Annotated in this window: 8 protein-coding genes; 4 read left to right on the top strand and 4 right to left on the bottom strand. The window is 73.9% G+C overall.

Annotation, left to right across the window (positions count from 1 at the left end; translation table 11 throughout):
* Window positions 1-546 precede the first annotated feature (546 nt).
* The 4 genes from ACZ7LB_RS23820 to ACZ7LB_RS23805 all read left to right on the top strand — a co-directional run bounded on the left by ACZ7LB_RS23820 (window position 547) and on the right by ACZ7LB_RS23805 (window position 6,191).
* Window positions 547-1,209, top strand: coding sequence for a response regulator transcription factor (locus ACZ7LB_RS23820; protein ID WP_030249151.1), 663 nt, complete (start codon window positions 547-549; stop codon window positions 1,207-1,209).
* A 200-nt stretch (window positions 1,210-1,409) separates the two neighbouring features.
* Window positions 1,410-2,726, top strand: coding sequence for an HRDC domain-containing protein (locus ACZ7LB_RS23815; RefSeq protein ID WP_471470941.1), 1,317 nt, complete (start codon window positions 1,410-1,412; stop codon window positions 2,724-2,726).
* Window positions 2,727-2,847: 121 nt separating this feature from the next.
* Window positions 2,848-4,065, top strand: coding sequence for a thiolase family protein (locus tag ACZ7LB_RS23810; protein WP_471470940.1), 1,218 nt, complete (start codon window positions 2,848-2,850; stop codon window positions 4,063-4,065).
* Window positions 4,062-6,191 carry a 3-hydroxyacyl-CoA dehydrogenase NAD-binding domain-containing protein gene (locus ACZ7LB_RS23805; protein WP_471470939.1) on the top strand — a complete coding sequence of 710 codons (2,130 nt, stop codon included), beginning with the start codon at window positions 4,062-4,064 and terminating at the stop codon, window positions 6,189-6,191. Before ACZ7LB_RS23810 ends, ACZ7LB_RS23805 begins: the two co-directional genes overlap by 4 nt.
* 78 nt (window positions 6,192-6,269) lie before the next feature.
* On the opposite strand, the gene ACZ7LB_RS23800 is transcribed toward ACZ7LB_RS23805, so the two are convergent.
* The 4 genes from ACZ7LB_RS23800 to ACZ7LB_RS23785 are packed head-to-tail and all read right to left on the bottom strand — an operon-like array spanning window position 6,270 to window position 13,147.
* Window positions 6,270-7,664 (bottom strand): GDSL-type esterase/lipase family protein, encoded by a 1,395-nt coding sequence (locus ACZ7LB_RS23800; protein ID WP_471470938.1) that lies wholly within the window; start codon window positions 7,662-7,664, stop codon window positions 6,270-6,272.
* A gap of 13 nt (window positions 7,665-7,677) precedes the next feature.
* Window positions 7,678-9,771: a glycosyltransferase family 4 protein gene (locus tag ACZ7LB_RS23795; RefSeq protein ID WP_471470937.1), complete on the bottom strand. Its 2,094-nt coding sequence runs from the start codon at window positions 9,769-9,771 to the stop codon at window positions 7,678-7,680.
* Entirely contained in the window at window positions 9,768-11,528 is a 1,761-nt protein-coding gene (locus ACZ7LB_RS23790; RefSeq protein WP_471470936.1) for a stealth family protein, read from the bottom strand. The genes ACZ7LB_RS23795 and ACZ7LB_RS23790 overlap by 4 nt, the downstream gene beginning before the upstream one ends.
* Window positions 11,525-13,147: a sugar phosphotransferase gene (locus ACZ7LB_RS23785; RefSeq protein WP_471470935.1), complete on the bottom strand. Its 1,623-nt coding sequence runs from the start codon at window positions 13,145-13,147 to the stop codon at window positions 11,525-11,527. Before ACZ7LB_RS23785 ends, ACZ7LB_RS23790 begins: the two co-directional genes overlap by 4 nt.

Here is a 13,147-nt window from a genome sequence, read left to right as displayed (position 1 = left end):
CCGGGCGCGGCCGGGCACGTAGAGGGAAGCCCGGACCCCGGTACCGCACACCCGGACGGCACAGGCTCCCTACGCCAGGGGTTCGCCACGGAGATGTGCGCGCCATGACCGGACAGCGGCCCGGCCTCGCCCCGGCCGCACCCCGACCCGGCCGCACTTCGACCCGACAGCACCCGCGATCCGCCGACACCCCGGGCCTGCGCGACCCCGACTTCCGCCGCCCCGGACTCCGGCCACCCCGCCACCCCCGGGCCGCCCCGCACCCCGTCACCCCGCCGCCCCCGGCAGCCCCCCGCACCCCCGGAAAATTGCGCGTCACTTTGTCGATACGGCCACTTTCGGGCGCTTATCGACACAGAGTGGAACCGTTCGGACTTCGAATGATCGACCACGTGTCCGAATTGAGCGGATTGTTACTCACCAGATCGTGATCATTCTCTAAAGGCGGGCGGGCTCGGTGCCGAAGACGACTGTGACCTTGAAAGCACGGTTCGTCCCGGCTTCACCCCCAGGAGCCGGTCCCCGTCCCTCACCCCAGGAGGCCTGGTGTCCGTTCTTCTCGAGCAGCCCGCAAGCCTGGTCGCCTACCGCCCGAACAAGCCGACCGCCATGGTGGTCGTGGCCGACCCGCGCGTCCGATCCACCGTCACCCGCCATCTGTGGGCGCTCGGTGTGCGCGACGTCATCGAGGCCTCGTCCGTCGCGGAGGCTCGTCCCCGCATCGGCAACCCCCGCGACATCTGTGTCGCCGACGTCCATCTCCCCGACGGCTCCGGCCTGACCCTGCTCTCCGAGACCCGCGCCGCGGGCTGGCCCAACGGCCTCGCCCTCTCGGCCGCCGACGACATCGGCGCCGTGCGCAACGCCCTCGCCGGCGGCGTGAAGGGCTATGTCGTCACCGGTACCCGTACCAACATCGGGCTCCCCACCAGGCCCGGTGCCGCCCCCATCGGCGCCGCGGCCGCCCGGCTGCACCGCCGCCCCCCGGGTGCCCCGAGCCACCCGGGCGGTTACCGCGAACTCTCCGGCCGCGAGGTGGAGGTGCTGCGGCTGGTGGCGGAGGGCCAGTCCAACAAGGCGATCGGCGTCTCCATGGGCCTGTCCGCGCTGACCGTCAAGAGCCACCTGGCCCGCATCGCCCGCAAGCTCGGCACGGGCGACCGCGCCGGAATGGTCGCGGTCGCCCTGCGGACCGGCATCATCCACTGACCTCCCGCCCCCGGAGCGACCGCCCCTCCCCGCCCCCTTTCCCCCCTCCGACACCCCCGCCGGCCCTCCACCGCACACCGGGCCCGCCCGTTCCGCGGCGCCCGCCCTCTTTCACGACCTGACTGGTTTACGACCTTCCGGCACCCGTCGACCGAACGTCGCGTCGACGGGTGCCGCTCATCCACGGATACTCTTGCCTGGTGACCGACGCCCACGAAACCGCAGCAGACCGTTCACTGCGCACCACCGGAGGCGCTCCTCCGGACGACGCCGGATCTTCTGTGACTCAGGCGCCGACACCCTTGCTCGAACCCCGCGAGGGCATTCCGCCGGTGATCGCCGACGCCGGTGCCCTCGCCGAGGTGACCGCCGCCTTCGCCGCGGGCACCGGCCCCGTCGCCGTCGACGCCGAGCGCGCCTCCGGCTACCGCTACGGACAGCGGGCCTATCTGGTCCAGCTCCGCCGCCAGGGCGCCGGGACCGCGCTCATCGACCCCGTCGCCTGCCCGGACCTGTCCGGGCTGGGCGCGGCGCTCTCCGGGACGGAGTGGGTGCTGCACGCCGCCACCCAGGACCTGCCCTGCCTGCGCGAGATAGGGATGGCGCCGAGCACCCTCTTCGACACCGAGCTGGCCGGCCGGCTCGCCGGGTTCCCCCGGGTCGGCCTCGGCGCGATGGTCGAGAACGTGCTCGGTTTCGTCCTGGAGAAGGGCCACTCGGCCGTCGACTGGTCCACCCGCCCGCTGCCCGAGCCCTGGCTGCGCTACGCCGCGCTCGACGTGGAGCTCCTGGTCGACCTGCGCGACGCGCTGGAGAAGGAGCTGGACCGGCAGGGCAAGCTGGAGTGGGCCCGGCAGGAGTTCGACGCCATCGCCTCCGCCCCGCCCGCCGAGCCCCGCAAGGACCCCTGGCGGCGCACCTCCGGCATGCACAAGGTGCACAGGCGCCGCCAGCTCGCCGTCGTCCGGGAGCTGTGGCAGACCCGGGACCACATCGCGCAGCGCCGGGACGTCTCCCCCGGCAAGGTGCTCGGCGACGCGGCCATCGTGGAGGCGGCGCTCGCGCAGCCCGCCGACGCCCACGCGCTGGCCGCCCTGCACGGCTTCGGCCGGGTCAACCGGCGCCAGCTCGACCAGTGGCAGGCCGCCGTGGACCGGGCCAGGGGCCTGACCGAGTCGCAGTTGCCGCAGCCCGGCCAGGCCGTGACCGGCCCGCCGCCGCCGCGCGCCTGGGCCGACAAGGACCCGGCCGCCGCCGCCCGGCTGTCGGCGGCCCGCGCCGCGGTGAGCGCGCTGGCCGAGGAACTGGCCATGCCCCAGGAGAACCTGATCACGCCGGACACGGTGCGCCGGGTGTGCTGGCAGCCGCCCGGGGAGACCGGTGCCGAGGCGGTCGCCGAGGCGCTGGCCGCCCACGGGGCACGGCCCTGGCAGGTGGAGCTGGTGACCCCGCTCCTGGTGGAGGCGCTGGCGGCGCAGCCGGGCGAGCAGCAGGAGGCCGGTCCGCGGGCGGTGTGACCTTCACCGCTTGGGCGGGGAGGGCTGGGCAGCTACGTTACCCACAAGTAGCATGGGCTGAGCGCGCGCTCAGCGCATGCGTGCCGCAGCAGTGCCATCCCGCACCTGGAGGAGAGCCATCGTGCCTCGTACCCTCAGGGACGTCGTCTTCGTCGACGGCGTCCGCACCCCGTTCGGCAAGGCGGGCCCCAAGGGCGTCTACCACGAGACCCGCGCCGACGACCTGGTCGTGAAGGCGATCCGGGAGCTGCTGCGCCGCAACCCGGGTCTCGATCCGCAGCGGATCGACGAGGTCGCCGTCGCCGCGACCACGCAGATCGGCGACCAGGGCCTCACCCTCGGCCGTACGGCGGGCATCCTGGCGGGCCTGCCCGCCTCGGTCCCGGGCTACTCCATCGACCGGATGTGCGCGGGCGCCCTGACGGCCGTGACCACGGTGGCCGGCTCGGTCGCCTTCGGCGCGTACGACGTGGCCGTCGCGGGCGGGGTCGAGCACATGGGCCGCCACCCGATGGGCGAGGGCGTGGACCCCAACCCGCGGTTCGTCAGCGAGAAGCTGGTCGACGAGTCCGCCCTGTTCATGGGCATGACCGCGGAGAACCTGCACGACCGCTTCCCGTCGATCACCAAACAGCGGGCTGACGCGTACGCGGTGCGCTCCCAGGAGAAGGCCGCCAAGGCGTACGCCGACGGCCGGATCCAGGCGGATCTGGTGCCGGTCTCGGTGCGCCGCACCTCCCCCGAGGGCGGCGAGACCGGCTGGGGCCTGGTCACCGCCGACGAGCCGATGCGCCCGGGGACCACGATGGAGAACCTGGCGGGCCTCAGGACGCCGTTCCGCGTCCACGGCCGGGTCACCGCGGGCAACGCGGCCGGGCTCAACGACGGCGCCACCGCCTCCCTGATCGCCTCCGAGGACTTCGCCCGCGAGCACGGGCTGCCGGTGAAGATGCGCCTCGTCGCGTACTCCTTCGCGGGCGTGGAGCCGGAGGTCATGGGCTACGGCCCGATCCCGGCCACCGAGAAGGCGCTCGCCCAGGCGGGCCTGTCGATCTCCGACATCGGCCTGTTCGAGATCAACGAGGCGTTCGCCGTCCAGGTGCTCGCCTTCCTGGAGCACTACGGCATCGCCGACGACGACCCGCGCGTCAACCAGTACGGCGGGGCCATCGCCTTCGGCCATCCGCTGGCCTCCTCCGGCGTCCGGCTGATGACCCAGCTCGCCCGCCAGTTCGAGGACCGGCCCGACGTCCGCTACGGCCTGACCACCATGTGCGTCGGCTTCGGCATGGGCGCCACCGTCGTCTGGGAGAACCCGCACTTCGAGGGGGACAAGTGAGCACCACCGCAGAACTGCTGAAGGGCGCCGCCGAGCTGTTCCCCGGCGAGGTCGTCACCGAGGCGCACGTGCGCCACTTCGACCTGCCGCTGGGTGCCGGGCGCTTCGCCCTGATCACCCTGGACAACGGCCACGACCACACCAGGCCGACGACGCTCGGCCCGCAGTCGCTGGCCAACATCGACGCCGCGATCGACCTGGTCGAGAAGGAGGCCGCGGCCGGGGAGATCGTCGGGGCCGGGGTCACCGGCAAGCCGTTCATCTTCGCGGTCGGCGCCGACCTCAAGGGCGTCGAGCTGCTGAAGCGCCACGAGGACGCGCTCGCCATCGGCCGGGGCGGCCACGACGTCTTCAAGCGGCTGGCCGCTCTGGCCGTGCCGACCTTCGCCTACTACAACGGCGCGGCCATGGGCGGCGGGGTCGAGATCGGCCTGCACTGCTCCTACCGCACCGTCTCCGCGGCGCTGCCCGCCTTCTCGCTGCCCGAGGTCTTCCTCGGCCTGGTCCCGGGCTGGGGCGGCTGCACGCTGCTGCCGAACCTGATCGGCGCCGAGAAGGCCGTCTCGGTGATCATCGAGAACAGTCTCAGCCAGAACCGGCAGCTCAAGGGCGAGCAGGTGCACGCGCTCGGCATCGCGGACGCGATCTTCGAGGGCGCGGACTTCCTGGAGCGGTCCCTCGCCTGGACGGCCGCCGTGCTCAGGGGCGAGATCGCCGTCGAGCGCCCGGAGATCGACCGGGGCGAGGGCTGGGACCGGGCCGTGGCCAAGGGCCGCGCCGTCGCGGACGCCAAGGTGCACGGCGCCGCCCCGGCCGCCTACCGCGCCCTGGACATCATCGCCGCCGTCAGGGACGGCGACCTCCAGGCGGGCTTCGACGCCGAGGACCGGGCGCTGGCCGACCTCATCATGGGCGGCGAGCTGCGTTCCGGCATCTACGCCTTCAACCTGGTGCAGAAGCGGGCCAAGCGCCCGGCCGGCGCCCCGGACAGGAACCTGGCCCGCCCGGTCACCAAGGTGGGCGTGATCGGCGCCGGTCTGATGGCCTCCCAGCTCGCGCTGCTGTTCCTGCGCCGCCTGGAGGTGCCGGTCGTGCTGACCGACATCGACCAGGAGCGCGTCGACAGGGGCGTGGGCTACGTGCACGCCGAGATCGACAAGCTGCTCGGCCGGGGCCGCATCGCCCAGGACCGTGCCAACCGGCTCAAGGCCCTGGTCAGCGGCGTGCTGGACAAGGCGGAGGGCTTCGCGGACGCGGACTTCGTCATCGAGGCCGTCTTCGAGGAGACGGCCGTCAAGCAGCGGGTGTTCGCGGAGGTCGAGGCGGTCGCCCCGGCGCACGCGATCCTCGCGACCAACACCTCCTCCCTCTCGGTCTCCGAGATGGCCTCGCGCCTCGAGCACCCCGAGCGGGTCGTCGGCTTCCACTTCTTCAACCCGGTCGCGGTCCTGCCGCTGCTGGAGATCGTGCGCGGCGAGCGGACCGACGACGCCTCGCTCGCCACCGCGTTCGCCGTGGCCAGGAAGCTGAAGAAGACCGCGGTACTGGTCAAGGACGCCCCCGCGTTCGTGGTGAACCGCGTCCTGACCCGCTTCATGGGCGAGATCCAGAACGTCATCGACGAGGGCACCCCGGTGGAGGTGGCGGAGCGGGCGGTGGAGCCGCTCGGCCTGCCGATGTCCCCGCTGGTCCTGCTGGAGCTGGTCGGCCCGGCGATCGGCCTGCACGTCTCGGAGACCCTCCACACGGCCTTCCCGGACCGCTTCACCGTCTCGCCCAACCTCAGGGCGGTCGTCGCGGCGGGCAAGCGCGGCTTCTACGTCCACGACAGCGGCAGCCCCGTGCTGGACCCGGAGGTCGCCGCGCTGCTGGAGCAGGGCGACACCGTCCTGACCGAGGAGCAGGTGCGCGCCCGGGTCCTGGACGCGGTGGCGCAGGAGATCGGCCTGATGCTCGACGAGGGCGTGGTCGCCGAGGCGCAGGACGTCGACCTGTGCCTGATCACCGGCGCCGGCTGGCCCTTCCACCTGGGCGGCGTCACGCCGTACCTGGACCGCGAGGGCGTCAGCGAGCGGGTGAACGGCAAGCGGTTCCTGGCGCCGGGCGTGGCGAGCGTCCCGGAGTAGCCCCCGGGGCACGCGCGGCGCGGGCGGGCCGTACCGGTACTCCGGTGCGGCCCGCCCGCCGTCGGCCGGAGGCCCCGGTCACCAGTCGCCGGCGAAGGGGCGGTGCTCGCAGACGTCGCCGCAGGCGTGGCGCGAGGCGCCGAAGGAGCGGATCGGGCTGTTCTCCGGGATGCCGACGACCTTGAAGGTGGTACTGGCCGGAGCGGACTCGGCCGCGCCGAAGAGGGCGATCGCCTCCACCGTGTGGGTGCCGGGGCGCCAGGGGTGACCGTGCCGGAAGGACCACTCGCCGTTCTCGTTGACGCCGGTCGCCCCGATCAGCAGACCGTCCTCCATCAGGACGACCTTGGTGGCCCCGGGCTGGACCTTCCCGCTGAACCGGGGCCGCGGCCCGGCGAAGGCCCCCTGCGAGGGCACCGCGATCACCGGCGGGCGCACCTCGGTCACCACCGTGAAGCGGCGTTCCGCCACCGGTGAGCAGCCGTCGCCGCGCAGCCCGACGCACTGCACCACGTGCTCCCCCTCCGCCCAGCCGACCGAGCGGCGCCAGCTCCACTGGCCGGCCCCGCCGACCCGGGTGCCGCCGATGTACCGGCCCTGCTCGAAGAAGAGGAGGTAGTCGGTGCCCGGCGCCGCGGTGCCGGAGAGCTTGCCCATGGGACCGGCGAGCGCGTCCGGCGCGGGGCGGGCCAGGGTGGGCGGTTCGCCGACCGGCCGCGCGTAGTGCAGCGCGGCCTCGGGCGACTGGATGGTGAACTCGGTCGAGACGGGCGGCATCGTCGGCGGCGCCGTCAGCGTGGTGACGTCCACGTCCGCCGCGTCGAGCACGCCGAGGGCGCACAGTCCGGAGACGACGACCCGGGCCACCTCGAAGGCGCCGGTGTGGTTGAGGTGGGAGGAGTCGATCTGCCCGTCCGGGTGCAGGGGGTGCTCCCCCGCGTCGACCCAGGAGAAGTACTGGCGCAGCCGGGTCGGGCCGATCTCGGCCCACAGCTCCATGGTGCGCCCCGTCAGGTCGACCACCGGGACGCCGAGTTCCGCGGCGACGTCCAGCATGGCGCGCGGGTACGCGCCCCGGGTGTTCAGCACCTCGCCGGAGGGCGAGAAGGCGTAGCGCGCGCAGGGCGTCACGAGGACGGGGACGCCGCCCTCGGCGTGGATGTAGTGCGCGAACAGCCGGAGGAACTCCTGGTACTCGGGCACCGGGACGTACCGCATGCCGTTGTGGATCATGTGGTCCACGCCGCCGAAGCCGATGAGCACGATGTCGCCGCGCTTCATCCGGTTGAGCATGGCCGGAAGGCGCTCGGTGAAGTACTTCCGGGTGGTCATGGCGCTGCGGGCGTAGTTGGCCACGGTGATCGGGCCCACCAGGAGGTCCTCGATCTTCTGGCCCCAGCCCGCCATGGGAGCCTCCTGGTCCGTTCGGGGCGCCGGCACGGAGTCCCCGAGGACGAAGACGGTTCGGTTCACTGATTTCCCATTCCTAGCGGTCGACCACGTTCATGGCCATCGCTCCTGAGGTCGAGCAGTAGGGGCGGACCCACACCGGCCGCGCCGGGTGGATCACGGCGTACTCGGAGGCGCCGTCCCCGGTCAGCGGCACGGACGGGTGGGCGTAGGCGCCCTTGACGTCGGGGAAGTCCTCCAGCACGTGGCAGACGCGGGTCTTGCGCCGGTCGTCCGGGTCGGGCTGGAGCCACCAGTCCCAGTCCTCCCACCGCTCCAGCCGCTGGTCGACGGCCCGGCGGACGGGCACCTCGGCGCGGAAGGAGTGCCGGCCGAGCACCTGGACGGGGACGGTGAGGTCGGCGCGGTGGCGGCCGCGGCGGCTGATCACGAACAGGGCGCCCGGCCGGACGGCGCGGTCGCCGCACAGCACGCCCCGGACCGTGATGGTGCCCTCGCCGACGCCGACCGAGGTGCACTCGGCGTGCTCCTCGCGCAGCACGGTGCGCAGCATCAGCCGCCCGTTGGGCTGGGCGTAGGGGAGGCTCCAGGCGGTGGGCCCGGCGGGCGGGCGGGCCAGGACTCCGGCGCGGGCGTCGATGAGGGCCCGGGTGTCGCGGATGCCGGCCTTCATGTGGACGGTGCCGGAGCGGGCCGAGCGCATCGTCACCTGCCAGCGTCCGTCGCCGAGTTCGCCGAGGACGGAGGGGCCGAGGGCCGCGGTGTAGCGGGTGCCGCCGTTGGCCAGGTGGGTGCGCGAGGTGCGGACCGGCAGGTCGGGGCGGCGGCGGCCGTCGGAGGGCTTGTGGCGCAGTACGAACTGCCAGCGGTGGCGGCCCTCGCCGGGGCCGTCGGCGCCGAGGCGGAGCCATCCGGCGCCGTCGACGGTGACGTCCGCGGTGGCCGCCGCGAGGGAGGCCGGGGGGACGGTGGCCACGGTTCCGGAGCGGCGGGGCCCGGCCGGCGGGCGGTAGCCGCGCTCGGTGGCGGCGCGGCGGCGGGCGGCGTCCTCGAAGAGCCGCGTGTAGCGGTCGGCGACGGCCGCCGGGTCGTAGCGGGCGGCGTTGCGCAGGGCGGCCTCGCCCATGTCGCGGCGCAGCACGTCGTCCGCCATGAGGCGGCGCAGGCCCCGGGCGATGCCCTCGACCTCGCCGTTGGGCACCAGGAAGCCGTCCTCGCCGTGGGTGAGGATCTCCCGGGGGCCGACGGGGCAGTCGGTGGAGACGACGGGGAGCCCGCAGCGCATCGCCTCGACGAGGGTCATGCCGAAGGACTCGGCGCTGGAGGTGACGGCCGCGACGGAGCCCTTGGCCCATTCGGACTCGATCGGCGAGAAGCCGCCCATCAGCAGGGCCCGGCCGGTGAGGCCGAGTTCGGTGACCAGGGCGCGCAGCTTCGCCGCCTCGCCGCCGTCGCCGTAGATGCGCAGCTGCCAGTCGGGGAACTCCTCGGCCAGCCCGGCGAAGGCGCGGATCAGCAGGTCGTAGCGTTTGATCCGGTGCATGCGGCCGGCGCTGACGACGATCTTCCCGGTGCAGTCGGAGGGCGGCACCGACGGCCGCGGCACGCTGTTGGGGATGCCGGTCACGGGGACGCCCGGGACGGGGGTGTTCTCCAGGAAGGAGCGGGCGTCGGCCTCGGTCACGGTGGTGATCGCGTCCAGCCGCGGGTAGACCCGCGCCATCTCGGCCCGGACGGCCGGGGGGATGGCGAGGTGGGTCATGTGCTCCTGGGCGACGCGCAGCGCGCCGTCCCGGGTGTGGGCGGCGACGAAGAGGTTGAGGCTGGGCCGGGTGCCGACCACCACGTCGGCGTCCGTCCGGCGCAGTTCCCGGATGATCCGCTCGTCGGTGAACCGGCTGTACTGGGCGGAGAACTCCTCCTGGCGGGGCACCACCCCGCTGGGCTCGGCGCTGCCCGCGGCGCCGCGGTCGGCGGAGCCGGGGCGCAGGTCGACGAGGGCCCGGACGGTGACGCGGGGGGAGATCTCGAACTTGGTGGCGGTCGCCCGCCGGAAGACGGAGACGATCTCCACCTCGTGGTGGGCGCCGAGGGCCTCGGCGAGGTTGATGACCGTGCGGTTGGTGCCGCCGATGCCGTAGACGTTGTTGATCAGGAAGGAGATCTTCACCGGACCTCGGCCTCCTTCCGCTCGAAGGGACTGGGCACGGGGTAGTACGCCCTGAGGAACCGGCCGAGCATCGCGGTCTGCCGGGCGACGTCCTCGCCGTCGGAGAGGGTGTCGTTGATGCAGAACGCCTGCCGGTCGCGGCGGGCGAGCAGGATGCCGAGGCGGCGCTGGACCTCGGGCCGGGCGAGGTCCAGATAGGCGAAGCGGATGTTGGACGGGACGGCCCGGCCGGTGAAGTAGGCGTAGTAGTGGTAGAGCGAGGAGGGGATGGAGATGTCGGTGGGGCTGCGGAACCGGCTGTGCGCGGTCTGCCAGTGCGCCTCCGGGAACCTCTCCTCGATCTCCTGGAGGACGCTGCGGCGCAGGGCGTAGGGGGCGTGCCGGAGCTTCTGGACGATGACGGGGCCGAAGTTCTCCTGGAGCAGCCGCCGGTTGTTCTTGCCGGCCGCGTCGACCGGGCGGTCGACGGGGCTGGGGCCCCAGCGCGGCACCTGGGACGGGGAGAAGAAGGTGCGGGTCATGCCGTTGGACAGGAAGAAGTCCTGGGGGGTGACGGGGCGGCCGAGGAACATGTCGTCGTTGAGGTAGAGGAAGTGCTCCGACAGCCCCTCGATGTGGTGGAGCCGGCTCTCGATGGCGTGCGAGTTGAAGGTGGGCAGCGAGGACGGGTCGGCGAAGATCTCGGAGTGGTCGACGACGGTGAGGCGCGGGTGGCCGTCGTTGAGCCAGGCCGGGCGCTGGCGGTCCGTGACCAGGTAGACGTGGCGCACCCAGGGGGCGTTCTGCTCCAGGGCCCGCAGGGAGTAGCGCAGTTCGTCGCGGCTGATGTAGCGGGCGGCGTTGGCGGCCTCGGCGTGGTACCCGCCGCCGAAGGCGCCGCGGCGCCGCTGCCAGTCGGGGTCGTTGCCGTCGACCCAGGTGTAGACGACGTCGACCGGGAAGCGGACGTCCTCCGGCAGGGGCGCGGCGCACGCCTCGACGGTGCGCACCGAGCGGGTGCGCCGGGTGTGGAGGGCGGCGAAGCCGGTCAGGCGGCTGATCGGGGCGGTGACCCGGGTCTCCCCGGGGGCGATGTCCTCCATCACGCGGTTGGGGCGGGGCGCGACCAGCCGTCCGTCGCGCGGCTGCCAGAACTCGATGTCGCAGCTGTGCTCCAGGCCGAGCACCAGGGAGCCCCCGGGGTCGCTCCAGACCATGCCGATCCGCAGCACCCCGGCGTGCCGGGCGAGGTGGCCGCCGCGCCGGGAGCCGGCCAGGGCCGTCCGGCCCTGCACGTTCTCACCGCGGCAGGCGCGCAGGTAGACGGGGCTCTGCGCGGCGCAGCGCCCGAGGGCGCGGGACACCCGGTCGCGGTCGGACTCGGCGACGGCGAGGCAGGAGCGGAAGTCGGACTCGCCGCGCAGGGCGAAGTAGTCCACCCCGGCCTCCTCCAGGGCCGTCGCCACGAGTTCGAGGTTGGCCTCGCGCAGGCCGAGGGGGGAGACGGTGGGGCGGACCAGGGCGATCCGGTCGCCGTGCCCGGCGAGGGCCGCCAGCCGCTCGCCCTCCCGGAAGAGGTGCGGCCAGCGGCGCCGGGCCCGGGCCCCGCGCAGCAGCCGGGAGGCCAGCGAGAAGGCGTGCAGCCTGCGGAGCACGGCCTTGACGACCATGCGCAGCCGCAGGGGGACGCGGCGGGCGACGCGGCGTCTGAGGCCGGCGGGAACGAGGGCGCGATAGGCACCGACCGCGGCGGACGCCTCGGGATTACCTGTGCTCACGAGGGGTTGTCCGGCTCTGTGGAGATCTGGGAGCGGTCCGGCTCGAAGGGGCTGGGGACCGGGAAGTACCTGTGCAGGAAGCGGATGACGGCGTCGGTCCCGCCCTCGTGGGCGGCCTCGGCGGTGGCCGCCCCGAGGAACTGGAGCTGCTGGACGTCCCGGCGGACGAGGAGCCGCTCCAGGTGGGTGGCGATGCCGGGGAGCGCGGCGTGCAGGGTGACCGACGCCTCGCCGGAGGGGTCGGCGCCGCCGGTGACGTGTCCGAGGTGGTGGACCAGGCCGTCCATCGGGTGGGTGCCGGCGGCGGTGGCCGCGCTCTGGCCGTCCGGGCAGGCCAGGGGCGGCTGCCCGGTCGCCGTGAGCCGGGCCAGCAGGTCGGTGCGGTACGGCTGGGGGCCCTGGGCGTAGCCGGTGGCGGTGGCCCGGCCGGTGGCGGCGAGGGCGGCCCTGGTCCAGGGGGCGTAGGACTCCCGCGCGTCCCAGGGGCCGCGCCGGGGCCGGGTGCCGCCGCCGGGGGTGAAGTAGTCGAAGGGCCGGACCGGGCGGCCGAACAGGGCGCCGGGCCGCATCAGCAGGAAGTGGTCGGCGACGCCGGGCAGTTGGTCGAGCTGCCACTCGGCGCCGGGCCGGGCGCGGACGAGACTGAGCCGTTCGCCGCCGCTGAGCCAGGCGGGCGGTTCGGCCTGGGCGACGACATGGGTGACGTCGATCCAGGGGGCGTACTGGTGCAGGGAGCGCAGCGCCGCCCGGAGCAGTTCCTCGGCCCAGGGGGTGTCGTGCTGCCAGAGGAGGACGGCGTCGACGGGGAAGGCGACCTCCTCCAGCCGGACGACGTCGAAGCTCTCCAGGGTGATCGTGGGCGGCATCTCGCCGTCGGTGTCGCAGTAGCCGGAGAGCCGGTCCAGGCCGATCTCCACGCCGGGGGCGTCCGCCGGCACGGCGCGCTGCACCCGGTTGGGGCGCGGTCCGATGAGCCGTTCCCGGGGCAGGTCGGAGTTGGCGGTCCAGAACTCGATCTCGACGCCGTGCTCCTCGCCCATCCAGAGGTTCCGTGTGGGGTCGGTGCGCAGCCAGGTGAGGCGGACGACCCTGGCCTTGCCGTAGTGCCGCCACGCCTTGACGTGGCTGCCGGGTATCTCGCGGGTGTCGTTCCGGGCCGGGGAGACGGAGACGACGTACCCGGTGTGCTCCTCCAGCAGCGCGCGCAGCACCCGGCGGACGGTGCCCTTGTTGCGCTGCTCCACGGCGATGGAGATCCAGCGGTCGTCGAGGCCGGGCACCGCGAACCAGGGGACCTCGGCCGAGTCGAGGGCGTGGGTGACGAGGTCGTGGTCGAGGCGGCGGGCCAGGTCGGCGGTGAGGCCGGTGTGCACGTGGGCGATCCGGCCGTCGGGCGCCGTGACCCGGCGCTCGGACCGCCCGAGCCCGGCGTGGCGCACCTGGCGCAGGGCCCTGCGGTGCAGCCACGCCTCGCGGCGGCCGAGCGTACGGGCGATGCCGCCCTTGACCTTGCGCCGCACGCCCGCGGGCAGGGTGGTGGCCGCGGCGGACCGGACCGGCTGGGGGATGAACCGCTTGTAGACGTGTACCGCGGAGCTCATCGACGTCGGGTCGGGCAC

The organism is Streptomyces sp. NPDC107521, from assembly GCF_055598485.1.
This window is presented reverse-complemented; position numbering and strand designations above follow the sequence as displayed.